At 60.6% G+C, this 23,965-nt stretch carries 14 protein-coding genes and 1 pseudogene; 3 read left to right on the plus strand and 12 right to left on the minus strand.

Translation table 11 applies throughout. The features are described from left to right. Positions 1-129 precede the first annotated feature (129 nt). From aceA to EXN22_RS11025, 3 genes are all read right to left on the minus strand, one after another. Complete coding sequence (aceA, locus tag EXN22_RS11015) at positions 130-1,455, minus strand: isocitrate lyase (protein WP_130264071.1); 1,326 nt, start codon at positions 1,453-1,455, stop codon at positions 130-132. A gap of 489 nt (positions 1,456-1,944) precedes the next feature. Beyond that, a complete protein-coding gene (locus EXN22_RS11020; protein WP_130264072.1) occupies positions 1,945-2,682 on the minus strand; it encodes a secretin N-terminal domain-containing protein in 738 nt (245 codons plus the stop codon). 125 nt (positions 2,683-2,807) lie between these two features. Then, on the minus strand, positions 2,808-7,463 hold the full coding sequence (locus EXN22_RS11025) for an NEL-type E3 ubiquitin ligase domain-containing protein (protein WP_130264073.1): 4,656 nt from the start codon (positions 7,461-7,463) through the stop codon (positions 2,808-2,810). 108 nt (positions 7,464-7,571) lie between these two features. Here EXN22_RS11025 and EXN22_RS11030 point away from each other — a divergent pair. Beyond that, positions 7,572-7,924: pseudogene (locus tag EXN22_RS11030) on the plus strand (transposase); the annotation flags it as partial. Between the two features lie 71 nt (positions 7,925-7,995). Here the strand turns inward: EXN22_RS11030 and EXN22_RS11035 are convergent. The 7 genes from EXN22_RS11035 to EXN22_RS11065 form a co-directional block, all read right to left on the minus strand. After that, complete coding sequence (locus tag EXN22_RS11035; RefSeq protein WP_130264074.1) at positions 7,996-8,430, minus strand: GNAT family N-acetyltransferase; 435 nt, start codon at positions 8,428-8,430, stop codon at positions 7,996-7,998. Then, the gene (locus EXN22_RS11040; protein WP_130264075.1) at positions 8,423-9,589 is read right to left on the minus strand and encodes a ribosomal protein uL16 3-hydroxylase; all 1,167 of its coding nucleotides are present in this window, start codon (positions 9,587-9,589) and stop codon (positions 8,423-8,425) included. The genes EXN22_RS11035 and EXN22_RS11040 overlap by 8 nt, the downstream gene beginning before the upstream one ends. A gap of 82 nt (positions 9,590-9,671) precedes the next feature. Beyond that, positions 9,672-11,042, minus strand: coding sequence for an adenylosuccinate lyase (gene purB / locus EXN22_RS11045; RefSeq protein ID WP_130264076.1), 1,371 nt, complete (start codon positions 11,040-11,042; stop codon positions 9,672-9,674). A 188-nt stretch (positions 11,043-11,230) separates the two neighbouring features. Beyond that, positions 11,231-11,851 carry a high frequency lysogenization protein HflD gene (gene hflD / locus EXN22_RS11050; RefSeq protein ID WP_130264077.1) on the minus strand — a complete coding sequence of 207 codons (621 nt, stop codon included), beginning with the start codon at positions 11,849-11,851 and terminating at the stop codon, positions 11,231-11,233. Next, entirely contained in the window at positions 11,848-12,972 is a 1,125-nt protein-coding gene (mnmA, locus tag EXN22_RS11055; RefSeq protein ID WP_130264078.1) for a tRNA 2-thiouridine(34) synthase MnmA, read from the minus strand. The genes hflD and mnmA overlap by 4 nt, the downstream gene beginning before the upstream one ends. A gap of 70 nt (positions 12,973-13,042) precedes the next feature. Next, positions 13,043-13,483 (minus strand): NUDIX hydrolase, encoded by a 441-nt coding sequence (locus tag EXN22_RS11060; protein WP_130264079.1) that lies wholly within the window; start codon positions 13,481-13,483, stop codon positions 13,043-13,045. A gap of 91 nt (positions 13,484-13,574) precedes the next feature. Continuing rightward, on the minus strand, positions 13,575-18,185 hold the full coding sequence (locus tag EXN22_RS11065) for an NEL-type E3 ubiquitin ligase domain-containing protein (RefSeq protein WP_165392200.1): 4,611 nt from the start codon (positions 18,183-18,185) through the stop codon (positions 13,575-13,577). Between the two features lie 172 nt (positions 18,186-18,357). On the opposite strand from EXN22_RS11065, the gene EXN22_RS11070 reads away from it, so the two are divergent. Then, on the plus strand, positions 18,358-19,524 hold the full coding sequence (locus EXN22_RS11070; RefSeq protein WP_407691969.1) for a trans-sulfuration enzyme family protein: 1,167 nt from the start codon (positions 18,358-18,360) through the stop codon (positions 19,522-19,524). A 72-nt stretch (positions 19,525-19,596) separates the two neighbouring features. Here EXN22_RS11070 and EXN22_RS11075 read toward each other — a convergent pair whose 3' ends face one another. Further along, the gene (locus EXN22_RS11075) at positions 19,597-21,822 is read right to left on the minus strand and encodes an NADP-dependent isocitrate dehydrogenase (RefSeq protein ID WP_130264081.1); all 2,226 of its coding nucleotides are present in this window, start codon (positions 21,820-21,822) and stop codon (positions 19,597-19,599) included. Positions 21,823-22,236: 414 nt separating this feature from the next. Between EXN22_RS11075 and icd the strand changes: the two genes are divergently transcribed. Further along, positions 22,237-23,493 (plus strand): NADP-dependent isocitrate dehydrogenase, encoded by a 1,257-nt coding sequence (icd, locus tag EXN22_RS11080; protein ID WP_130264082.1) that lies wholly within the window; start codon positions 22,237-22,239, stop codon positions 23,491-23,493. A 62-nt stretch (positions 23,494-23,555) separates the two neighbouring features. On the opposite strand, the gene cspD is transcribed toward icd, so the two are convergent. Next, positions 23,556-23,810, minus strand: a complete 255-nt coding sequence (gene cspD / locus EXN22_RS11085) for a cold shock domain-containing protein CspD (protein WP_165392201.1) — start codon at positions 23,808-23,810, stop codon at positions 23,556-23,558. Positions 23,811-23,965 lie beyond the last annotated feature (155 nt).

Consider the following 23,965-nt stretch of genomic DNA (forward strand, 5'->3'; position numbering starts at 1 on the left):
TGCGGTGGCGATGTAACTGATAGATCGCTATCGCGGGGCAAGCCCGCTCCTACACAAAAACAAAACCCGGAGCCCCATCACAGGCCCCGGGTTTTGCGTGTCACCCGAATTTCAGCAAGCGTTGCGTGATCAGTGGAACTGCTCTTCCTCGGTCGAACCGGTCAGTGCGGTTACCGAAGACTTGCCACCCTGGATAACGGTGGTCATGTCGTCGAAGTAGCCGGTGCCGACTTCCTGCTGGTGAGCCACGAAGGTGTAGCCTTTGGAGGCGTCAGCGAACTCCTGCTCTTGCAGTTTCACGTAGGCGGTCATGTCGTTGCGGGCGTAATCGTGCGCCAGGTTGAACATGCCGTGCCACATGTTGTGGATGCCGGCCAGGGTGATGAACTGGTGCTTGTAGCCCATGGCCGACAGCTCGCGCTGGAACTTGGCAATGGTTGCGTCGTCCAGGTTCTTCTTCCAGTTGAAGGAAGGCGAGCAGTTGTAGGACAGGATCTGGTCCGGGTATTCCTTCTTGATCGCTTCGGCGAAGCGACGGGCTTCGTCCAGGTCCGGCTTGGCGGTTTCGCACCAGATCAGGTCGGCGTAAGGGGCGTAGGCCAGGCCGCGGGCAATGGCTTGATCCAGGCCGGCGCGGACTTTGTAGAAGCCTTCGGGGGTGCGTTCACCCATCACGAATGGCTGATCGTACGGGTCGCAGTCGCTGGTCAAGAGGTCAGCGGCGTTGGCGTCGGTACGGGCCAGGATGATGGTCGGTACGCCAGCAACGTCAGCAGCCAGGCGAGCAGCGCTGAGCTTTTGCACGGCTTCCTGGGTGGGCACCAGTACCTTGCCGCCCATGTGGCCGCATTTTTTCACCGAGGCCAGCTGGTCTTCGAAGTGAACGCCAGCGGCGCCTGCTTCGATCATGTTCTTCATCAGCTCATAGGCGTTCAGCACGCCGCCGAAACCGGCTTCAGCGTCAGCCACGATCGGTGCGAAGTAGTCGATGTAGCCATCGTCGCCCGGGTTCTTGCCGGCTTTCCACTGGATCTGGTCGGCGCGACGGAACGAGTTGTTGATGCGCTTGACCACAGTTGGGACCGAGTCCACCGGGTACAGCGACTGGTCTGGGTACATGGACTCGGCCGAGTTGTTGTCGGCAGCCACTTGCCAGCCGGACAGGTAGATCGCCTGGATACCGGCCTTGACCTGTTGTACAGCCTGGCCGCCGGTCAGGGCGCCCATGCAGTTGACGAAATCTTTCTCTGGACGGAAGGCCGGGTGTGCACCCTGGGTGACCAGCTTCCACAGCTTCTCGGCACCCATGCGGGCCAGGGTGTGCTCAGGCTGGACCGAGCCACGCAGACGTACGACATCAGCGGCGGTGTAGGTACGGGTCACGCCTTTCCAGCGCGGGTTTTCGGCCCAGTCTTTTTCGAGGGCTGCAATTTGCTGTTCGCGTGTCAGTGCCATGGAAATAAACCTCGTCGCATCGGTCTTGGGTAAAAAATCGCGCTCTCTACTGCGCAGATCAGAAGCCTGGCAAAGATTCAGTATGGGCGAAATGTGCGACGGTCGAACGATGGGGCTCAAAGGGGAAGTGAGCAGGTGGGCAAGGTTTTCGCTGCAGGGTGGCTCGTGGTTGCCGAACTGCAGTGAACAGTGCTGCCGGGTACCTTTTTAATGCGCTTCCGTCCCTCGGGACAACTTCGTTGCAGTCGCAATCTCGTCCAACTGCCTTGTGGGCGGTACAGACACGAAGCGGCTCAGGTGGGTAGGTTAGAGCGCGCCTCGAAAGCCCTTGCCAGGGCCTCTGATGAGCGGGAGCGGGGCCATCATGCCTCGACGTTATGGGGGCGTCAAATGTTTTGTAGTGCTTTTTTCGTGGCACTACATCTTTGGTCTAATACGACTTGCCGGTCAGTTTTAAGGCCTTGGGTCGAGGCCTTGATTTGTCTGACTTCAGTCCAGGGTGTCGACTTTTACCCGTAATGTCATGTTTTCACCGCGCTGGGTGCTGTAGGTGAGGGCTGAAGCGCTGCGTTCGGCCTGACTCTGCTGATTGACCCCTGCCAGGGTGATCCACTCACCCAGCTTGCCGCTGACTTTTGTGTCGGTACTTTGCACCTTCACTACATCAGGGCGTTCCTGGCTCATTCGGTCATTGTTGGTACTGATGTTCAGGTGCACGGTCTCGCCGGTGACGCTGGCGGTGACGTAGAAGCCCTGAGTGACATTGCGGTATTGGGTCTGGCTTTGGAGTCCGCCGTAGTAGTTCGCTTGCACGTTGGTCAGCGGCACGCTCTGACCCATCTGTATCAGTGCTGGCGAGCCTTCGCTGGCCTGGATCTGTTGCAGGCCGCCCGTGCGGTTGCTGGTGCTGTGGCGAATGACGCGGCTGCCATCGGGGTCGTACTGGTCGTTGCTGTCACTGGTATCGACGCTGATCAGCAGGCGTTTGGGCGCGGTATCGAGTTGCTCGATCAGGGCGCGCAGTTCCGTGATCTTGCGTGCATTTTCGGTCTTGACGATCAGCTGGTTACCGACGATTGTGACGCTGCCATCGTTGCCGAGAAAGGACTGCGCCGCCGGTAGCAGGTCTTCGCCGGTGCGGTGATTCGGCGTGATGATTTCAGTGGCGGCCTGCACCGAGACGTTGATGCTCAGGATGAGGGTCGCAAGTAAGGGGCGTAACCGCATGGCAAATTTCTCCGCGAGTGGAACTCAGATGATGGCAAATTTGTAGCGGCTTCGGTAAGGGGAGCGCATCTTTAGCAGCGGCCCTGCCCGCTTTCGCCAGGGCAGAACCGCGCGTTTTCAAGGCATCAGTTGCGGCGAGAGGGGCCCGGTTGCGGCTCTGCGTCCATGCGTGCCTGGCTTTGCAGGACCGCCTCGGTCAGCTCCAGCCTGGCCTGATCCACCATCCGGCCCAGCGCCTCGTAGGCCGCTCGTACCTGAGCGTCGTTCAGGCGCCGATCCCCGCTCAAGGTCTCCAAAGGGCCTAGATAGCCGATATCGACCAACACCTGATGCAATCGATGCGATTCGAAGTCGCTCAGTGTTGGCGGTACATCCGCTTCGCTGCCCATGGCATCCAGGTATTCTCCGATGCGCGCGCGCCAATGATTGATGGCTTCTATGCGCATGGACTGAGTGGAATCGAGGTAGTGTTGCCAGTACTGCTGCGAATGCAGGTAATGTGGCAAAAGCGCTGCCTGGTTGTCCAGTATCGCGGCCTCGGCGGTATCGATCATGCCCGGGGTGATCCAGGTGGTGTAGCTGGTATACACTTGGGTGCCGGGTTGGTTGCGTAACCCCAGGCGTGTGGCCAACGCTAAACGAAAGTACAGTTCGATTTCACTGTACTCGATGGGATGCCCTTGATTCTGCCATGCGTTGATGTTGCTGGTTACATACATCTTGAGGTATTGCGCCCGCCAGTGGCTGGTGCCCATGGCGATGAGCACTGCTGTGCCCGACTCGTCGTCGGCTTTTGATAGCGAATTGTGGGCTTCGACCACGTCCTCTATTTGCGAGAATACCAATGCGTCACGGTCGACACAGGCAACCGCTTCGTCCCCTATTTCAAATAATACCCGGCGTAGATCGGTGCAAAAGGCGCCCCTGATGACAGTCTGAATCCGCTCAAGCATTCGAGCGCCAGGCATCCGGGCCTGCGCGGACCGGCTCATGCGGATCAGTAGCTCGATGAACTCAACCCGGGATTGATTTAAGCTCACCAACTGGCTGGCTCGCTGACGATCCTGTTCCGACATGCCGTCGAGCAGGGCCAAGGCGCGACCTTGCCAGTTCACGGAGGGCGCCCAATGTGCGGGTGAGTCTTCCGGGCGGTCGTCGGTCTCGCTGTCGAAATCTTCCGAGCGGTCGTCGGTCTCCATGTCGGAATCTGAAAAGGTTTCAGTACCTGCGATGGCCCTTTCTTGTATGAATCGGCTGTATGCATCCGGCGTCAGGTGATGGTGTGATAAATGTAATCCTGGCAGGTTGCCTGCTCCTACCGGAAGTTCTGTGATTTGCAAATTTCTGAGATCAATGTGCTGAAGGTTCTGCAGCTGTTCCAGGCCTGTTGGCCATTGGCTGATTTGTGAGTCTGCCAGGTCAAGCTCCTCCAGGGCCTGCATTCGACTGACGTCGGGTGTGCGTACCAGTGGGTTGTTGGAAAGGTCCAGTCGACGCAGTTGTGTGAGGTTGGCGAGGGCCTGCACATCCTGTTCGTCAAGGCTGAGCTGATTCGCTCCCAGTAGCAGGGTGTGCAGGGACGATCGGCTGCCCAGGACAGCGAAGACGCCGGGATCGAAGCGAGCGTTCGAACCGTGAATGGACAGACTCTGCAAGGCAGGGCTGGCCGTGACATGGCGCATGTTATTAGCGCTCCAGCTAAAGGCTGGTAGCGATATGTTATTGAGTAGCAGGTGTTCCAGTCGAGTCAGGCTGGCCAGGGGCGCCAAGGCGGCGGGGGCAAGCCGCGTTCCGGAAAGGTCCAGGCGACGCAGTGCGTGCAACTGCCCCAATGCTGCTGGTAACTGCGTGATAAGCCCGTCTATCGTGAGCGTCACGAGGTTTGGCATGTGCTCGAGAAATTGCGCGGGAAGCGCTTGCGTACTTCCCCGGACGACCAATTGGGTCACTGCGGGAAGTGCCGCAGGCAGAGGGGGGAAGTCGAGGACCATCATATCAAACGTTAATGCCGTTGTACGCAGGGCGATCCGTGCTTCCCATGCGTGCAGTATTCTTTGCGTGATTTGACGACAAGTCTCCCTGGTCCCCAGAGCGAGTATTTCGACTGTAGCAGGCGGTAGGAGCGAGCCCTCACTTCGGCGCATGCTATTGAAAAGACGCTCGCTCCAGTCATGCAGCGTACTTTCAAGCTGCTGGCGCTCAACTTCCAGTTGCGATACCAGCGGCCCGAGGGGTTGGTTGCGCTGTAAGGTGTCGCGAATAAAATTCTCGATGATGTTCGTGGTGCCCGTTTCGCCGAATTGCGTGTGACTACTGACCAGGCGTGTCAGACGCTCGTGCACATTAAGTTGATTTAAAAAAAGAGAGGTAGGAATCCTCTCAAGGCTGCTCCGGAGCGCTTCCACTTCGGGAGGGGTTAGCCATTGGTGCTCAACGGAAAGATCCAGGAGCAGTGCCGACCGCAGCGGTCGGGTGGTGGCCAGCTCGCGCAGGTTTTGATACAGGCGTTCGGCCTCGTTCAGGCCAAGCCCGAGGCTTTGGCGCTGAGTGTCGCTCATGACAGCCAGCAGGCTGCGGTAAAAACCGTATTCGCTCAAGTCATGGGCGTGAAGTACCTCGTCTATTCCACTGGCGAACCAGCCCTCTTCGCGGTCCTGGTAGACCGTGGGGGTGTCGACATCGACCGTGCCCAGGCGGGCCAGGGGGCTGCCAAAACGGTTTTCCGAGCGCAGCAGCAGCGGCGTACCGGCTTGCCACCCGGGAAGGAACTCCAGCAAGCGAAAAGCCAGGATCCGAGCGTCCTGGTTGTCCGCCCAGGGTGTGCTGAAGCCTTCCAGGGCCTGAGCAAGGCGTGCTTGCTGCTGGACTGCCAGGACCTGTTCGGTGAACTCCAGGGCCGAGTGGTCAAGCCTGAGTTGTTCCGCCACACAGCGTACATTGTTTTCAAGCATTTCTTGTGCAACGTGCAGGGGCAGGTCTGGATAGTGCTGTCGCAGCGTGTGCACGGTCAGGTCCGGCGGCACCTGGGACAGTTCGAATCGATGTATGAAAATGCTGTTCAACAACCTTGAAGTCCAGGATCCAAGCAGCTCGGCAGGTGGAGCAGTGCAGCTCGCCTCGCATTGTTCAGGTGGTGATTCGTCGTCAGAGTCGCGCCGTACCCGGTGGGGGCTCGGTAATCCGAGGGCTTGCACGACGAGGCGCTGGAAAGCCTGAACCACTGGCGTGTCGAACCCTTCGGGCAGTGCTTGTCCCTGGCGTATCAGGTTGATGGCGTAGGCGGCTTCGTCATAGGCGCGGGCACGGGCGATTACATACCGAAGCAGGGCGGGCGCAGGGCGATCGAGCAGGTAGACGCGACGTAACCGGGCATTGCTCACGCCACTCATGCGGCCCAGCATCAGCAACCTGTCATCGCTGAAACCCTCGACAAGTGGCCCCAGGCGGCGTAATAGCGACAAGCGACTCCAACGAGCCGGTTGTTCCAGGCTGTGATGCCAGGCGCCGCAACCGTTATGGTGCAGCGCAGGGCCGAAGGCTTTTGGGTCCTTCGGGTGTGCGATACGCCAACTCCCCCCGGCAGTTTCCTGCACGCGATAGAGTTCCTGGTTGATGCGGATCGCCTGGTAATTGTTGAAGTGATGGATGCCCTGAGCGTCCGGTTCGACGGGGGAGGTGGGGCTGCCCAGCGTGAAGTTGCTCAGGTCGGCTCTCCAGCGCCTGATGGCGCCGTCTGGCTCGGACACCCAATGCAAGGGTGCAATCCATTCGGAAGGGGGAAGGCCTTCGTCTTCTTCGCCGGAACTGACGCCCGGGCCAGCCCCGATCATCAGGTGCTCCTCTATGGTCGTGGCGAAATTGGCTTCAAGAAAGTCCAGGCGTTGGGCATGGGCAGTGTCGATCGGCACCAGGTAGGTGGCGTCATCCAGCAGCCTTTTAACCATATTCGCGTGTACATAGGGGGCCAGTCCTTGCGTAAGCGCAACACTGGAAATGGATAAGTCGAACAACTGCTCCTGATCACGCCACGCGGCAAAGATCCGCTGCTGTTGCTCAAAGGGAATGAAGCGCTGCAGGAAATGTTGGAACTTGCTGTCCAGCAGTTGTCGCCGCAACTCGGTGAAAAAGCCCGTACGGCTGGCATACTGCTTGAGCGGATGTCGTGGGTGGCCAGGAACATAGGCAACGCAGGGGGACTCATCGAGGTCCGGGCCGAACAGGATCATGTCGGCAAGTTCCACGTCCTTGAGCAAGCGCACTGAGGAGCACGTTATCGGGGTCGCTCCGATGAAGGGGCCGTGCTGGGTAAATTCGGGCGAGCCCGCTTCGAATGCGTCCAGTATCCACTTGATGATGGTCTGACCGTCCTTGGCGAGATAGCCCTTGATGGTTGCGATCGTGCTTTCTTCGCGCAGGGTTGCCAGGTAGGCGTTGAGTTTTGCCGTGCGTAGCGCGGAAGCAGAGAGTAACGGTTGGAGGTAGTCCTTGTAGTTCTTGCTGAGCCCCAGGCGCTGATGGGCATGCAGGAAGACCTCAGGGGTGAAATCATTGCGGTCCAACTGATCCAGTGCTGTTTCGGTGTATTCGTACAGACTCTGAATGTCGGCAAAATCTTGCATGGCCAGGGCTCGAGCCTGCCGTCCGGCCTTGTGATGTTCTTGCAGCAAGCGACGTTGTTCGGGGGTGGCGCGCCGTAGCCAGGTCGGTTCTTCCTTGCTCTCGAGCGGTGACACCAGGGTGTCGAAATGTTGGACCCGGTGGGTTGTCGGTTGGATTGGCATGTGCGGTTTCCTGTGGGGTGGATACGCATCACACTCCGTCCGGGAGGGTTGAATGTGGTAAATATTTAAAACATGGGTATCGCGATCACCGGTTTCTCAACAAGCATCTTTCTCTGCGAACAGTACGGAACAGGCGTCTCGCCTGACTTCATCAGCGCCGTCACCAACGAGGTCATGGAAGAAATTGGTGCGTGGCAACAGCGGCCCCTGGAGTCGATGTATCCGGTCATTTTCTTTGATGCGCTGCGGGTCAAAATTCGCGAAGAAGGCCTGGTTCGCAACAAAGCGATCTACTTGGCGCTGGGCGTTCTGCCGAACGGCGCGATATTCTGGGTATCTGGATCGAGAACACCGAGGGTGCGAAGTTCTGGATGAAGGTGTTCAACGACCTCAAGACGCGCGGCGTCGAGGACGTGCTGATTGCCGTGACCGACGGCCTCAAAGGCATGCCAGAGGCCATCCGCATCGCGGGGCAAGCCCGCTCCCACTGGTCTGCTGCCAGCAGTGGGAGCGGGCTTGCCCCGCGATGCTTTTAAACCAGCTCGCGCGACTCGCGAACCATGTCCACGTGCGGAATGCCTGCCTCGAGGAACTCTTCACTGACCACCTTGAAGCCAAGGCGCTCGTAGAACGGCGTGGCGTGCACCTGGGCGCTGAGCATCTGTTGCTTGAGGTCGCGGTTCTGCGCCTCGACGATGACTGCCTGCATCAGTGCGTCACCGACCTTCAACCCACGCCAGTCCTTGAGCACCGAGACCCGGCCAATCTGGCCGTCGGGCAGCAAGCGGGCGGTGCCGATGGCGTAGTCACCCTCCAGGGCCAGGAAGTGCGCGGCGGTGTTGTCGTCGGCATCCCACTCCAGCTCCGGCGGCACGTTCTGTTCGGCGATGAACACGGCTTCACGAATACGGCGGATGTCGGCGTTGTCTTTCTGCCAGTCGGCAAGACGGACGCGAATCTTATTCATTGGCGAACCCCAGGCTTCCTTGTTTGACCAGTTCGCAGATCAAGGTAATGCCTTGATCGTTTTCAAGCCACTGCTCAAGGTTTTCAATATGCAACGCGTCGGCGGCGCAAATCAGCTTCAGCAGTTCGCGCAGCTCGCCCGACAGCAGGCGGCTCTGGCCGCTGGCGAACAGCAGCAGGTTGTCATCGACTTCCGACCAGGCCAGGCGCGCGCTCGGGTTGCGGATCAGGATCGCGCCCTCGGCCAGGCTCTCGATCAGCTCGGCTTCGTCCAGCGCCTCACCGCTGACCAGCTCCGGGTAACGCGGCTCGGTCATGAACTGGCCAAACCAGGTCAATAGCAGGCGCTCGTCACCCATGTGCTCGGTGAGCAGTTTTTTCAGGCGGTCGAGGGCGTCGTGCTGGATCTGGTGCGGGTCGCTGACCGGCTCGGCATCGGCGTCGGTGTAACGCTCTTCGTCAGGCAGGAACTGGCTGAGGAAGTCGGTGAAGTGGGTCAGTACTTCAGCGGCGCCTGGCGCGCGGAAGCCCACCGAGTAGGTCAGGCAGTCATCTTCGGCGATACCGTAATGGGCCAGGCGTGGTGGCAGGTAGAGCATGTCGCCCGGTTCCAGGGTCCACTCGCCGCTCTGCTCGAATTCGGCGAGGATGCGCAGGTCGGCGTGCTCGAGCAGCGGGCTGTCGCTGTCGCACATCTGGCCGATCTTCCAGTTGCGCTTGCCCTGGCCTTGCAGCAGGAACACGTCGTAGTTGTCGAAGTGCGGGCCGACGCTGCCACCTGGCGCTGCGTAGCTGATCATCACATCGTCGATGCGCCAGCTGGGCAGGAAGCGAAAGTGCTCAAGCAACTCGCCGACTTCCGGGACGAACTGATCCACTGCTTGCACCAGCAGGGTCCAGTCGCGCTCAGGCAGGGTGCTGAAAGCGTCTTCTTCGAACGGGCCGCGGCGCAGTTCCCATGGACGCTCGCCGTGCTCGATAACCAGGCGCGATTCGACTTCTTCTTCCAGGGCCAGGCCGGCCAGTTCGTCGGCGTCGATCGGGCTTTCGAAGTCGGGGAAGGCCTGGCGTACCAGCAGGGGCTTTTTCTGCCAGTAGTCGCGCATGAATTCGCGGGCAGTGAGGCCGCCCAGAAGCTGCAGAGGAGTATCAGGATTCATGTGTAACCTATTGAAAAAAAGTAATTTTCTTTCTGGAATAAAAACGCCCGGCTGAGCCGGGCGTTTACGCGCAGGGCGCAGATCAGATGCGTTTGGCTTGAGCCACAGCGTTACCGATGTAGTTCGCCGGGGTCAGCTTCTTCAGCTCGGCACGGGCCTCGGCTGGCATGTCCAGGCCATCGATGAAGGTCAACAGCGCTTCAGGGCTGATGCCTTTGCCGCGGGTCAGCTCCTTGAGCTTCTCGTACGGGTTCTCGATGTCGTAGCGGCGCATGACGGTCTGGATCGGCTCGGCCAGAACTTCCCAGCAAGCGTCCAGGTCCTGGGCAATGCGGGCTTCATTGATCTCCAGCTTGCCGATGCCCTTGAGGCTGGCTTCGTAGGCAATCACGCTGTGGGCGAAACCGACACCCAGGTTGCGCAGTACGGTGGAGTCGGTCAGGTCACGCTGCCAGCGCGAGATCGGCAGCTTGCTGGCCAAGTGCTGGAACAGGGCGTTGGCGATGCCCAGGTTGCCTTCGGAGTTTTCGAAGTCGATCGGGTTGACCTTGTGCGGCATGGTCGAGGAACCGATTTCGCCAGCAATGGTGCGCTGCTTGAAGTAACCCAGGGAAATGTAGCCCCAGATGTCGCGGTCGAAGTCGATCAGGATGGTGTTGAAGCGGGCGATCGCGTCGAACAGCTCGGCGATGTAGTCGTGCGGCTCGATCTGGGTGGTGTAGGGGTTGAACACCAGGCCCAGCTCGTCTTCGATGAAGGCGCGGGCGTTGGCTTCCCAGTCGATCTGCGGGTAGGCCGACAGGTGAGCGTTGTAGTTGCCCACGGCGCCGTTGATCTTGCCCAGCAGCGGTACTGCTGCAACCTGGGCGATCTGACGCTCCAGACGGTAAACGACGTTGGCCAGCTCTTTGCCCAGGGTGGTGGGCGAAGCCGGTTGGCCGTGAGTGCGCGAGAGCATCGGCACCTCGGCGAAGCGGTGGGCCAGCTCACGGATGGCCTGGGCGATCTGGCGCATCAGCGGCAGCAGCACGCTGTCGCGGCCTTCGCGCAGCATCAGGGCGTGGGACAGGTTGTTGATGTCTTCGCTGGTGCAGGCGAAGTGAATGAACTCGCTGACCTTGGCCAGTTCTGGCAGCTTGGCGGCCTGCTCCTTGAGCAGGTACTCGATGGCTTTGACGTCGTGGTTGGTGGTGCGCTCGATCTCTTTGACGCGCTCGGCGTGCTCGAGGGCGAAGTCATCAGCCAGGGCGTTGAGTACGGCGTTGGCTTCGGCAGAAAACGCTGGTACTTCAGGGATTTGCGAGTGGGCGGCCAGGCGCTGGAGCCAGCGAACCTCGACCAGGGCGCGGAAACGGATCAGGCCGTATTCGCTGAAGATAGGGCGCAAGGCCTGGGTTTTGCCGGCATAACGGCCGTCAACAGGGGAAACCGCAGTGAGCGAGGAAAGCTGCATAGGGTGTTCTCGGACAGTCAGGCTTTTAAGAGGGCGCATATCATACATGAAAAATGCGCCCAGGTCGGGTGGCTGACAAATGGTCTGCCGGTAAATCTGAAGATTTTGCTGGCCTCATCGCGGGGCAAGCCTGCTCCCACAGCGTTGGAGTGAATACCTGTGGGAGCGGGCTTGCCCCGCGATGCTTTTCAGCCACGCAGCATCGGATACAGCTCTTTAAGCAATTTGCGCCGGCTCACCACCAATTGCCAGCGATGCCCGCCCAGCTGTCGCCACAGGCGCGCGGCGCGGATGCCGGCCAGCAGCAGGGCGCGAATCTTCGAGGCATTGCTGGGCTGCTGCAGGTGGCGCATGTCGCCGTGCACCTGAATCCGCTGGCGCAGGGTACTCAGGGTGTCCTGGTACAGGGCGCCGCTGGAAGCGATGACGTTTTCATGCACCAGGCCGAAATGCTCGGCCTGGGACTGGATCTGCGGCAGGCGGTTGCCGATCACGTCGAGCATGTCGCCACGTTTGGCCAGTTGGCGCTCCAGGCCCAGCATCGACAGCGCATAACGCAGCGGCTCGCGCTGCAGGCTGCCCGGGTCGCGCTCCAGGGCGCTTGCCAGGGCGCGGTAGCCGTCGCGCAGGTTCAGATCGTCGCCGCCGAATACCTCGAGGGTATCCTTGGGGTCGCGCACCAGCAAACTGCCGAGCATGCAGCCAAGGTTGGCCTCGCTGGCCTGGCCGGTACGGGCAATACGGTCAACCAGCACTGCGGCCTGAAACACGCCACCCAAGGCAATCAACTGTTCTTGCATGGCATTCATGCGCGGGCGCTCCACGGCTCGGCGGTTTCGATCACACCGCCGCCGAGGCAGATTTCGCCATCATAGAACACCACCGACTGACCCGGGGTCACCGCCCGTTGTGGTTCGTCGAACACCGCGCGGTAGCCGTTCGGGGTTTGTTCCAGGGTGCAGTCCTGATCGCTCTGGCGGTAGCGCACCTTGGCGGTCAGGCGCCGTGGGCTGGACAGGTCGATCGGGTTGACCCAGAAAATCTCCGATGCCAGCAGGGCGCGGGAGAACAGCCACGGGTGTTCGTTGCCCTGGCCGACCACCAGCACGTTGCGGGCCAGGTCCTTTTCCAGCACGTACCACGGCTCGTCGCCTGCGTCTTTCAGGCCGCCAATGCCCAGGCCCTGGCGCTGGCCGATAGTGTGGTACATCAGGCCATGATGGCGGCCGATGACTTCGCCGTCGGTGGTCTGGATCTCGCCGGGCTGGGCCGGCAGGTATTGCTTGAGGAAGTCGCTGAAGCGGCGCTCGCCGATAAAGCAGATACCGGTGGAGTCTTTCTTCTTTGCCGTGGCCAGGCCGTGTTTCTCGGCGATGGCACGGACTTCGGGCTTCTCCAGCTCGCCGACCGGGAACAGGGTGCGGGCGATTTCCTTGCCGCCGACGGCGTGCAGGAAGTAGCTCTGGTCCTTGTTCGGGTCCAGGCCCTTGAGCAGCTCGGTACGGCCGTCGGTGTCGCGGCGGCGCACATAGTGGCCGGTGGCGATCAGGTCGGCACCGAGCATCAGGGCGTAGTCGAGGAAGGCCTTGAACTTGATTTCGCGGTTGCACAGGATGTCCGGGTTCGGCGTGCGCCCGGCCTTGTACTCTTCGAGGAAATGCTCGAAGACGTGATCCCAGTACTCGGCGGCGAAGTTGGCGGTATGCAGCTTGATGCCGATGCGATCGCACACGGCCTGGGCGTCGGCCAGGTCTTCGCGGGCGGTGCAGTATTCGGTGCCGTCGTCCTCTTCCCAGTTCTTCATGAACAGGCCTTCCACCTGGTAGCCCTGCTCCATCAGCAGGAGGGCGGAGACGGAAGAGTCCACGCCGCCGGACATGCCGACGATGACGCGGGTCTTTGCGGGTTCGTAAAGGGCTGGACTGGTCATAGGTACCGGCTGTGTATCTGGAAAAAGACAACGATTCTATCAGGCTGCGGCCGTCAAGGCATCGTCGCTGTCAGTCGCGGATCAACGCCAGGCTGTGCAGCGGGCCGGCCAGGTAGTCGTCGATGCAGCGCGGCACCAGCTCGCTGCGCCAGCGTCCGGGGTCTGCCAGCAGCTCGTCGCGGGTCAGCCAAGCGGCGCGGACGATGTCGCTGTCAAGGGCGCGCTCGGGGTGATGTTTGCGGGGGCGGCCGGCGAAGCACACGCGTTGGTAGGTCACACCATTGCTCGGGGCGGTATAGAGGTAGATGCCGACCACGCCGGTCAGTTCGACCTCCCAGGCGGTTTCTTCAAGGGTTTCACGCAGGGCGGCCTCAAGCAGGGTTTCGTTGGCTTCCAGGTGGCCGGCCGGCTGGTTGTAGACGTGCTTGCCGGCCTTGAATTCCTCGACCAGCAGGAAGCGGCCCTGGTCTTCGATGATGGTGGCGACGGTGATGTGCGGTTGCCAGGTCATGGGCATCTCCCGGGTCTGGAGTAGGGCCAGCGAGCTTAACCGCTCTCGCTGGCTTGGGAGTAGCACACAAGCTGTTTTGCAATGCTTACGATCAGGTTCGTCGCGAGGGTCCGGGCTGCGGTTCGTTGTCCTGGCCCGCCTGGCTCAACAGGATATCCCTGGTCAGGTCGAGCTTGGCCTGATTCACCAATCGTAGCAGCGCACCATAGGCTGCGCGGACCTGTTCGTCGTTGAAACTGAGGTCGGCGGGCAGCTCGAAGAAAGGGGGTAATCGACCGCTGTCAACCAGCACGCGATGCAGATGTTGTCGTTCGGTATCGTTCAGGGTAGGGGGTAGCACATCAGTATCGCCCATGGCATCCAGGTATTCGCCGATGCGATCGCGCCAGCGGTAAATGACTGCGACGCGCGGGGCGTAGGCATAGTCGAGATAGCGTTGCCAATAGGGCTGGTCAAGCAGGTAGGCAGGTAGCAGGTTCGGCTGGTCGGCGAGCACGGCCGCCTCGCCATCGTCGAGCATGGCTTGCGTGATCCAGCGGGTGGAAGTGGTGTGCACCTGTACGACAGGCTGGTTGCGTAATCTCAAGCGCTCGGCCAAAGCGATGCGAAAGTACAACTCCACTTCTGCGTCATCAACGGTATGCCCTTGTTGTTGCCAGGTCTCGAAGTTTTGGGTGACATAGTGGTCGAGGCGGTGCGCTCGCCAATGGCTGGTGCCCAGGTCAAGCAACGCCGCGGTGGCCGATTCGTCGGTGTGTTCTTGCAGGATTCGATCGGCTTCGGCCAGGGTTTCAAGTTGAGAGAATACCAAGGCATCAAGGTCAACGCAGTTAACCGCTTCGGCAGCCGTTTCGTAAAGCGCGTCGCGCAACTGCGTGGAAAGTGCGCCGCGGATCACGGCCTGTATCCGTTGCAGCATGGCGGCACCGAGAATGCGAGCCTGTCTGGAGTAGTGGATGCGCAGTAGCAGAGAGAAGAACTCGGCCCGTCTTGGATCCGTGCCGTTGACCAGCCTTGACACCTGTTCCTGCTCCGTGGCGGACATGCCGGTGAGCAGTTTCGCCGTGTCCGTTTGCCAGTTTGCATCAGGTAGCAAAACGTGCTCGTCGGAGTCATCGGAGCTGGTGTGGTCATCGCTATCGCTTGTGCTGTCGAGCCAGTCGATGACGATACCCGCCTCCCTTCGCTCCTGCAGGAAGCGCGTACGTACGGGGAGTGGCAGTGAACCCCAGAACATGTGCAGGCCGCGTATGGCGCCCGCTCCCACGGGCACGTCGCTGATTTCCATATGCCTGAGGTTGACGCAATGAATCCTGGGCAGCCGTTCAAGGCCGTTGGGCCACTGCGTGAGCAGTGTCTGCGGGGTGGACAGGTCGAGTTCTTCCAGTGCCAGCATCCTGCTGACGTCCGGTGTCAGGCCCAGCGGATTGCGCGAAAGATTCAGGCGGCGCAGGCCCACCAGGCCGGCCAGGTCCTGGATGTCCTGGGGGCTGAGCGTTATGTCATTCGAGTTCAGTTCCAGGGTGTGCAACGCTGGCAGATTGGCCAGCTGGGCAAACACGCCGGGATCAAACCGGGCGCTTGAAGCGCGTATCTCCAAACTGCGCAGGGTTCGTATGGAGGTGATGTAGGCCATCTGTTCGACAGTCCAGCTGTGCAGGGTGTTGTTTATGTCATTGAGCCAAAGGTGCTCCAGCTGCGGCAGGCTGGCCAGTGGGCTCAGTGCGCTGGGCGCAAGCCGGGTCCGCGACAGGTCCAGGCGGCGTAGCCGTTGCAGCGTGCCAAGGGCGGGAGGCAACGCTTGCAGGGGGAGATCGCTGAGGTCCATTGTCTGCAAGTTTGGCAGGTTGCCCAGGAAGGCGTCAGGGATATGGGTAATCTGTGTACTTTGCACGATCAACTGATTGACGGCAGGCAGGCGAACCGGCAGGGGCGGCAGCTCGTCCAATGCCTCATCGTTCAGGTGCACCGGGTGCTGGCTCAGGGTGATGCGTGCTTCCCATCCGGCCAGCAGTCTATCGGCGGCGCGCCGACGGGCCGATCGGCGATTCTCTGGCCCAGCCTGGGCGACCCAGTTGTCAAACGTACGATGCAGCAGTGCACGTTCATCTTCCAGTTGCCGTGTTAGTTCGCTAATGGATACATCGCTGCGCAGCATCTGCGCAATGAAGTCTTCGACCACCGCGGTCCGGTGCCTGAAGATGGACACTGGATCTGCAGTGGTGAGCAAGCGTACAAGGCGGTCCCGAATAGGCTCATGGCCGAACAACCGGTTGCTTGCCAGGGCATCGGGGGCGCGGTAGGTGGCTTCGGCGGCCGGAGCAACCAGCCAGCGCCGGCGCACAGGCAGGTCAAGCAGCAGGGCTGCGCGCAGCGGGCGCGCCGTGGCTAGCTCCCGCAACTGCTGGTGCAAGCGCTCGGCTTCGTTCAGGCCAAACCCAAGTTGGCTGCGTTGAGTGCCGTTCAAGGCATACAGCAGGCTACGGTAGAAGCCGTACTCGCTCCTGTCCTGGGCCAGGAGTACTTGATCGTTGTCTACGGTGAACCAGCCTTCGTCCTCGTCCTGATAGATCACGGTGCTTTCGACGTCGGTTACACCCAAACTGGCCAGCACTGGCCCGAAACGCCCGCCTTCTCGCAACAACAGCGCGGCACCGGGTGGCCAACCAGGCAAGAATTCCATCAGGCGCACCGCCAGAATCCAAGTGTCCTGGTTACTGCAGCAGGGCTGCATGAATCCGTCCAGCGCCTGCGTCAACCGTCCTTGCTCAGCGCTTTCCTGGGCTAGCTCGGCCATAGGCAGGGGTAGGGGATTGCCCTGGTTCAGTTCCCTGGCTACGTGTTCTCGATTTTCATCAAGGAGCTGCTGGGCCAGGAGCAGCGGCATGTCCGGATAGCGCCGGCGCAGCTCCAGGACGGTAGCGTCAGGCGCGATCTGGGCCAGCTCAAAGCGATGCTCGTGGATGCCGCGGATCAGTCGTGGCAGCCAGCGGACGAACAGGCTGGGGGGCGGCGCGTTGCAGCTCGCGTCGCATTGTCCTTGAGGGGATGGGGTGGGGTCGTCTGCATTACGCCGGACCCTTTTCGCATTGACAGCCTCGTAAAAGGACGTGACGACGTTTGCCTCGAAGCCGGCGGGCAATGGTTTCCCTTGCTTCAGCAGCTCAATAGCCATCGTTGTCTCATTACGCGCTCGTTCACGGGCAAGGGCATACCGGAGCAGGGCAGGTGTGGGTTGGTTGAGTTGATAGACGCGGCGCAATTGTGCGTTAGTCACGCCACTGACCCGTCCCAGCAGCAGTAAGCGCTCGTCGCTAATGTCGAGCGTCAGGGGGCCCAGCCTTCGTAGCAGTGCCAATCGCCCCCAGTACTCCGGCCGCTCCAGACTGTGGTGCCAGGCGCCGGCGCCATTGTGATAGAGCTTGGGGCTATAGGCCTGGGTATTGACTGCCGTGCGGATGCACCAACTGCCCGGGGCGTATTCGTTGACCCGATAGAACGCATCATTGATGAGAATAGCCTTTTCGCTTGCATAGTCATACAAGCCGCGGGCATCCGGCCCTCCGGCATCATTTTTGTTCAGGGGAAGCCGGTAGGGGCTCAGGTCAGGACGCCAGAATGTATCCCCTTGATCCGTCAGTACAGGATGCAGGCGGGTGATCCAGTCGGAAGGTGGCAGACCTTCCTCTTCCTCACCCGAACGGATGCCGACGCCGGCACCGATCATCAGGTGCTCCTCGATCATTGAGGCGAAGCTGGCGTCAAGATTGTCCAGCGCCTGGGCCTGTTTATCGCTCTCCGGCAGCAGGTAGCGGGCATCGTCCAGTAGCCGCTTGACCATTCGTTTCGAGACATAGGGCCGTAACCCTTGGTCCAGTGGGGTGCAGGTTATCGGAAGGGTGATCAGGGCATCAGGGTCGCGCCAACTGGCGAACACCGTTTGTTGCTGCGACATGGGGATGAAGCGGCGCATGAAGGCCTGGAACCCGGCGTGCTGCCAGTCGCGTCGGAGGCTTGCGAAAAAATCCGTGCGGGTCTTGTATTGCTTGAGCGGATGCCGGGGGTGGCCAGGCACGTAGGCAACACAGGGTGCATCGTCCAGGTCAGGGCCGAACACGATGATCTGGTCAAGCTCGACCTTTGCGTTCAGGTGAAGCGATGATATTTGCGTCAGCGCCGCATTGACGAATGGACCCTTTTGGGTGAATTCGGAAGAACCAGAATCAAAAGTCTCCAGTATCCACTTGAGGATTGCCTTGCCATCCTTACCCAAGTCGCCCTTGATGGTGGCGATGGTGGCTTCTTCGCGCAGTGTCGCCAGGTAGGCCTGCTGCTTGGCGGCGAGCAGTGTTGGCGATTCGAGCTGGCGTTTGAGGTAGGACTGGTAGCTTCGGTCGACGTACTCTTGATAGTTGGGGCTCAACGCCTGTTGCTCGTTGATTTTCAAGAAGATTGCAGGTGTGAAGAGCGGGCGGGAGAGTGTTGATAATGAGCTCTTGGCAAAGTCGTACAAGCTCAGCAGTTTGGAAAAGGCTTGCATGGCTTGCGCGCGAGCCTGGCGGCCAGTTTTTTGCAGCTCCTGCAGGCGGCGGCGTTGTTCGGGGCTCGCCCGTTGCAACCAGTCAGGCTGTTCTTCGGATTCGAGCGGTGAAAGCAGGGTGTCGTAATGACGGACGACGGGTTCGGGGTGGGTCGTGGGCATGGTGGTTCTTCCGGTTCCGTAGGGGAGGCCCATTACAGTTCGCCGGCCAGACACTCAGGTAATACATATTACTGGGCAGAGGCTGATGAAAAACAAGCACGTGTTGCTGAACATATCGATGGCCGCTGCGCATACACTGGGCAACTATTTCCCCCGTTTCGTGAGTCAGGCCATGTCCGAGCGCAAGAGCAGTTTCGCAACCCGTACCATCCATGCCGGCGAACAATCGGCCTTTGCCGACAACGCCATCTTCCCGGCCATCTACACCGCCAGCTCCTTTGCCAAGCGCGGTCTGGACGATCAGCCCGAGTATGCCTACAGCCGGGTGAGCAACCCGACGCGTCACGCCTACGAGAGCTGCGTGGCCGCCCTTGAAGAGGGCTGTGGCGCGCTGGCCTGTGCCTCGGGTGTGGCGGCCACGGCTACGGTGCTGGAGTTGTTGCCCAAGGACTCCCATGTCGTGGTGATGAGCGGCGTGTATGGCGGCACCTTCCGTCTGCTGGAAGATTACCGTAGCCGTACGTCAGGGCTGACCACCACGTACATCGACCTCAACGACCTGCAGGCGGTGGCGGCCGCGATCCAGCCCAATACCCGGCTGATCTGGATCGAATCGCCGACCAACCCCTTGCTCGGCCTGGTCGATATTCGCCCGCTGTGCGACCTGGCGCGTGAGCGCGACATCCTCACCTGCATCGACAATACCTTCTGCTCGCCCTGGAACCAGCAGCCGATCACCCTGGGTGTGGACTTGGTCATGCATTCGGCAAGCAAGTACATCGGCGGTCATTCCGACCTGACCGGTGGCGTGGTGGTGGCGGCCAATCAAGAATTGCTGGGGCGCCTGCGCAAGATCGGCATGGCGGTGGGGGCGATCCAGGGGCCGTTCGACTGCTACCTGGCCCTGCGTGGCCTGAAGACGCTCGACGTGCGCATGGAGCGCCAGTGCGCCAATGCCCTCAAGGTCGCCAGCTTCCTGGAAAGCCATCCACAAGTGGAGCAGGTTTACTACCCGGGGCTGCCGAGCCATCCGCAGCATGAGCTGTGCAAGCGGCAGATGCGCGCCGGCGGCGCGGTGGTGGCGATGAAGATCAAGGGTGACCGGGCCACCGTCAACCGGGTGGTCGAGCAGTTGGAGATTTTTGTGCTGGCCGACTCGCTCGGTGGAGTGGAGAGCATGATCAACCACTCCTACAGCATGTCGCACAACTCCCTGAGCCATGAGCAGAAGGCGGCGATGGGTATCGGCGAGAACCTGCTGCGGCTGTCGATGGGTATCGAGGATCATCGCGACTTGATCGCCGACCTCGACAGGGCGCTGCGTTCAGCGGTGGCCTGAGCGCCAACGGGCTGCTGAAACGCAGAAGCCCCGGTGCGTGGCCGGGGCTTCTGGGGTTACTTCAAGCGAACCTTACAGCGCGGCGATCGCGCCGTTGAAGGTCTGGCTTGGGCGCATCACCTGGCGGGTCAGCTCGGCATCCGGGTAGTAGTAGCCACCGATTTCAGCCGGCTTGCCCTGAACGGCGTTGAGCTCGGCGACGATGGTCGCTTCGTTCTCGGCCAGGGCTTTTGCCAGTGGGGCGAAGCGCGCTTGCAGGGCGACGTCGTCGCTCTGGGCGGCCAGGGCCTGGGCCCAGTAAAGGGTCAGGTAAAAGTGGCTGCCACGGTTGTCGATGCCGCCAACCTTGCGTGCCGGGGACTTGTTGGTGTCCAGGAACTGGCCGGTGGCCTGGTCCAGGGTCGCCGCCAGTACCTTGGCTTTCGGGTTGGCGTAGGCGCAGCCCAAGTGCTCCAGGGAGGCGGCCAGGGCCAGGAACTCGCCCAGGGAATCCCAGCGCAGGAAGTTCTCTTCAACCAGTTGCTGTACGTGCTTGGGTGCCGAGCCGCCGGCGCCGGTCTCGAACAGGCCGCCGTTGTTCATCAGCGGGACGATCGACAGCATCTTGGCGCTGGTGCCCAGCTCCATGATCGGGAACAGGTCGGTCAGGTAGTCGCGCAGTACGTTGCCGGTGACCGAGATGGTGTCCTGGCCGGCGCGGATGCGCTGCAGGGAAACCTTCATGGCCTCCACGGGCGACAGGACGCGGATGTCCAGGCCAGCGGTGTCGTGGTCTTTGAGGTACTGCTGGACCTTCTCGATCAGCACGCCGTCGTGGGCGCGCAGCGGGTCTAGCCAGAACAGCGCCGGGGTGTTGCTGGCGCGGGCACGGTTGACGGCCAGCTTGACCCAGTCCTGGATCGGCGCGTCTTTGGTCTGGCACATGCGGAAGATGTCGCCGGCTTCGACGTCCTGGGCCAGCAGCAGGTTGCCCTTGCCATCAACCACACGGATCACGCCGTCGGCCTTGGCCTGGAAGGTCTTGTCGTGGGAGCCGTATTCTTCGGCTTTCTGCGCCATCAGGCCAACGTTCGGCACGCTGCCCATGGTGGTCGGATCGAAGGCGCCGTGTTGCTTGCAGTCTTCGATGACGGCCTGGTAGATGGTCGCGTAGCAACGGTCCGGAATCACCGCCTTGGTGTCTTGCAGCTGGCCTTGGGTGTTCCACATCTTGCCCGAATCACGGATCATCGCCGGCATCGAGGCGTCGACGATAACGTCGCTCGGCACGTGCAGGTTGGTGATGCCCTTGTCGGAGTTGACCATGGCCAGGGCAGGGCGAACGTCGTAGACGGCTTTGACGTCAGCTTCGATCTGCGCCTGCTGCTCGGCTGGCAGGGTCTTGATACGGGCGTACAGGTCGCCGATACCGTTGTTCAGGTTGAAACCGATCTGCTCCAGCACTGCAGCGTGCTTGTTCAGCGCGTCCTGGTAGTACTCGGCAACGATCTGGCCGAACATGATCGGGTCGGAGACCTTCATCATGGTCGCTTTCAGGTGCACCGACAGCAGTACGCCCTTGGCTTTGGCGTCTTCGATCTCGGCGGCGATGAACTTACGCAGCGCCTTGGTGCTCATGACCGCGCAGTCGATGATTTCGCCGGCCTTGACCGCGGTTTTTTCTTTCAGAACGGTGGTGTTGCCGTTCTTGTCCAGCAGTTCGATACGCAGGCTGTCATCGGCTTCGATCAGCGCGGCTTTCTCGCTGCCGTAGAAGTCGCCCTGGCTCATGTGGGCCACGTGGGACTTGGAGTCGGCAGCCCAGGCGCCCATCTTGTGCGGGTGCTTGCGCGCGTAGTTCTTGACCGACAGCGGGGCGCGGCGGTCGGAGTTGCCTTCGCGCAGGACCGGGTTCACGGCGCTGCCCTTGATGCGGTCGTAGCGAGCGCGGGCTTCTTTCTCGGCGTCGTTGGTCACGGTGTCCGGGTAGTCTGGAACGTTGAAGCCCTTGGCTTGCAGTTCCTTGATCGCGGCCTTGAGCTGCGGTACCGAGGCGCTGATGTTCGGCAGCTTGATGATGTTGGCTTCTGGCGTGGTCGCCAGTTGGCCCAGTTCTGCCAGGTGGTCGGCCACTTGCTTGTCGGCGCCGAGCTGTTCGGGGAAGGCAGAAAGGATGCGGCCGGCCAGAGAGATGTCCCGGGTTTCTACTGCGATTTCGGCACAAGCGGTAAAGGCTTCGATGACGGGGAGCAGTGAATAGGTGGCGAGGGCGGGGGCTTCGTCGGTGAAGGTGTAGATGATCTTGGATCGGGTGGGCATATTCGGGTTAACTCTCTGTTTTGCTGAGCGTGCGCAGAATCTCGAGGTGCGCAGGGTAGGCGCTTCGCTCAGACACATCCATGAGCAGAAGGTCGAAGATTCTGGGCGGTGATGGTGGATTGCATCAGTCGAGTGTCAAGCGGCTGAACTGCGGTAACAGCCCAGCCTGGTCGGGGCCGCAGGTCTGGTTTCAGACGGTTCGCCCCCCAGTGACCCTTTGGTCACCGGGCGAGTATACCAAAGCCTTGGTCGTATTGATCAAGATCAACAGGTCGTCGAGGCTTTTTTAGACCAAAGACGTAGGTGTTATTGCCTGTTTCCCGGCCATTTGCGCCCATGGTTCCCGTTGCTGTTCAACTGGGGTACGCTCAGGGGATCCAGATGACGAACCACACCAAAAAAACGGAGTGCAGCATGGGATACCAGAAAATCAAGGTTCCGGCAGTCGGCGACAAAATCACCGTCAATGCGGACCATTCTCTCAATGTTCCTGATAATCCGATCATCCCGTTCATCGAAGGCGACGGCATTGGCGTAGATGTAAGCCCCGTCATGATCAAAGTGGTTGATGCTGCGGTAGAAAAAGCCTATGGGGGCAAGCGCAAGATTTCCTGGATGGAAGTCTACGCCGGTGAGAAAGCCACCCAGGTCTACGACCAGGACACCTGGCTGCCCCAGGAAACCCTGGATGCGGTCAAGGACTACGTGGTCTCCATCAAGGGTCCGCTGACCACCCCGGTCGGTGGCGGTATCCGTTCCCTCAACGTTGCCCTGCGCCAGCAACTGGACCTGTATGTTTGCCTGCGTCCGGTGGTGTGGTTCGAGGGTGTGCCAAGCCCGGTGAAAAAACCCGGTGATGTCGACATGGTGATCTTCCGTGAGAACTCCGAAGACATCTATGCCGGTATCGAGTGGAAGGCCGGCTCGCCCGAGGCGACCAAGGTCATCAAGTTCCTGAAAGAGGAAATGGGCGTCACCAAGATCCGTTTCGACCAGGATTGCGGCATCGGCATCAAGCCGGTCTCCAAGGAAGGCACCCAGCGCCTGGTGCGCAAGGCCCTGCAATATGTAGTGGATAACGACCGCAAGTCGCTGACCATCGTGCACAAGGGCAACATCATGAAGTTCACCGAAGGTGCCTTCAAGGATTGGGGCTACGAAGTGGCCAAGAACGAATTCGGCGCCGAACTGCTCGACGGCGGCCCGTGGATGAAATTCAAGAACCCGAAAACCGGCCGTGAAGTCATCGTCAAGGACGCCATTGCCGATGCCATGCTCCAGCAGATCCTGCTGCGCCCGGCTGAATACGACGTGATCGCCACCCTCAACCTCAACGGTGACTACCTGTCCGACGCCCTGGCGGCGGAAGTCGGCGGTATCGGCATTGCGCCGGGCGCCAACCTGTCCGACACCGTGGCGATGTTCGAGGCCACCCATGGCACTGCGCCGAAATACGCCGGCAAGGACCAGGTCAACCCGGGTTCGGTGATTCTTTCGGCCGAGATGATGCTGCGTCACCTGGGCTGGACCGAGGCGGCCGACCTGATCATCAAGGGCACCAACGGTGCCATCGCCGCCAAGACCGTCACCTACGATTTCGAGCGCCTGATGGATGGCGCGACGCTGGTCAGCAGCTCCGGTTTCGGTAATGCGTTGATCAAACACATGTAAGTGGCGCAAGAAAACCGGCCAGCCCTTGCGGGCTGGCCGGTTTTTTTTGTCTGTGGGATGGGTCAGGCGTTAGCTTTTTCCGCGCTGGGTGTGGGGGAGGCGGTGGTTTGTGCGGCGGGGTTCGATATATTCACCGCATGCAAGCCTTTGGGGCCCTGGATGATCTCGAAGTTGACGGTCTGCCCGGCTTTCAGGGTTTTGTAACCGTCCATCTGGATCGCCGAGTAGTGCGCGAACAGATCGTCCGTTTTCCCGTCTTCATTAATGAAGCCATAGCCCTTGGCGTTGTTGAACCACTTGACTTTACCGCTTGCCATCCTCATATCCCTCTGCAAAGGACTCCATCACTGGAGTATCATCCACTCCATCCGCATATGAACCTGCGAAAATTCTGGTTGACTGCGCGGATCTTTATCGACCACGGTGGGTTCTTATTGGTTGTAACACCGTTTTGCCGATAGTCAAGGTGAGG

The sequence above is a fragment of the Pseudomonas tructae genome (genome assembly GCF_004214895.1).
In the GTDB taxonomy this organism is placed as follows: domain Bacteria; phylum Pseudomonadota; class Gammaproteobacteria; order Pseudomonadales; family Pseudomonadaceae; genus Aquipseudomonas; species Aquipseudomonas tructae.

What these genes read in the sequence shown, in the direction of transcription:
- aceA (WP_130264071.1), bottom strand. Translation starts at nt 1,455, where the DNA reads ATGGCACTGACACGCGAACAGCAAATTGCAGCCCTCGAAAAAGACTGG.
- EXN22_RS11020 (WP_130264072.1), bottom strand. Translation starts at nt 2,682, where the DNA reads ATGCGGTTACGCCCCTTACTTGCGACCCTCATCCTGAGCATCAACGTC.
- EXN22_RS11025 (WP_130264073.1), bottom strand. Translation starts at nt 7,463, where the DNA reads ATGCCAATCCAACCGACAACCCACCGGGTCCAACATTTCGACACCCTG.
- EXN22_RS11035 (WP_130264074.1), bottom strand. Translation starts at nt 8,430, where the DNA reads ATGAATAAGATTCGCGTCCGTCTTGCCGACTGGCAGAAAGACAACGCC.
- EXN22_RS11040 (WP_130264075.1), bottom strand. Translation starts at nt 9,589, where the DNA reads ATGAATCCTGATACTCCTCTGCAGCTTCTGGGCGGCCTCACTGCCCGC.
- purB (WP_130264076.1), bottom strand. Translation starts at nt 11,042, where the DNA reads ATGCAGCTTTCCTCGCTCACTGCGGTTTCCCCTGTTGACGGCCGTTAT.
- hflD (WP_130264077.1), bottom strand. Translation starts at nt 11,851, where the DNA reads ATGAATGCCATGCAAGAACAGTTGATTGCCTTGGGTGGCGTGTTTCAG.
- mnmA (WP_130264078.1), bottom strand. Translation starts at nt 12,972, where the DNA reads ATGACCAGTCCAGCCCTTTACGAACCCGCAAAGACCCGCGTCATCGTC.
- EXN22_RS11060 (WP_130264079.1), bottom strand. Translation starts at nt 13,483, where the DNA reads ATGACCTGGCAACCGCACATCACCGTCGCCACCATCATCGAAGACCAG.
- EXN22_RS11065 (WP_165392200.1), bottom strand. Translation starts at nt 18,185, where the DNA reads ATGCCCACGACCCACCCCGAACCCGTCGTCCGTCATTACGACACCCTG.
- EXN22_RS11070 (WP_407691969.1), top strand. Translation starts at nt 18,358, where the DNA reads ATGTCCGAGCGCAAGAGCAGTTTCGCAACCCGTACCATCCATGCCGGC.
- EXN22_RS11075 (WP_130264081.1), bottom strand. Translation starts at nt 21,822, where the DNA reads ATGCCCACCCGATCCAAGATCATCTACACCTTCACCGACGAAGCCCCC.
- icd (WP_130264082.1), top strand. Translation starts at nt 22,237, where the DNA reads ATGGGATACCAGAAAATCAAGGTTCCGGCAGTCGGCGACAAAATCACC.
- cspD (WP_165392201.1), bottom strand. Translation starts at nt 23,810, where the DNA reads ATGGCAAGCGGTAAAGTCAAGTGGTTCAACAACGCCAAGGGCTATGGC.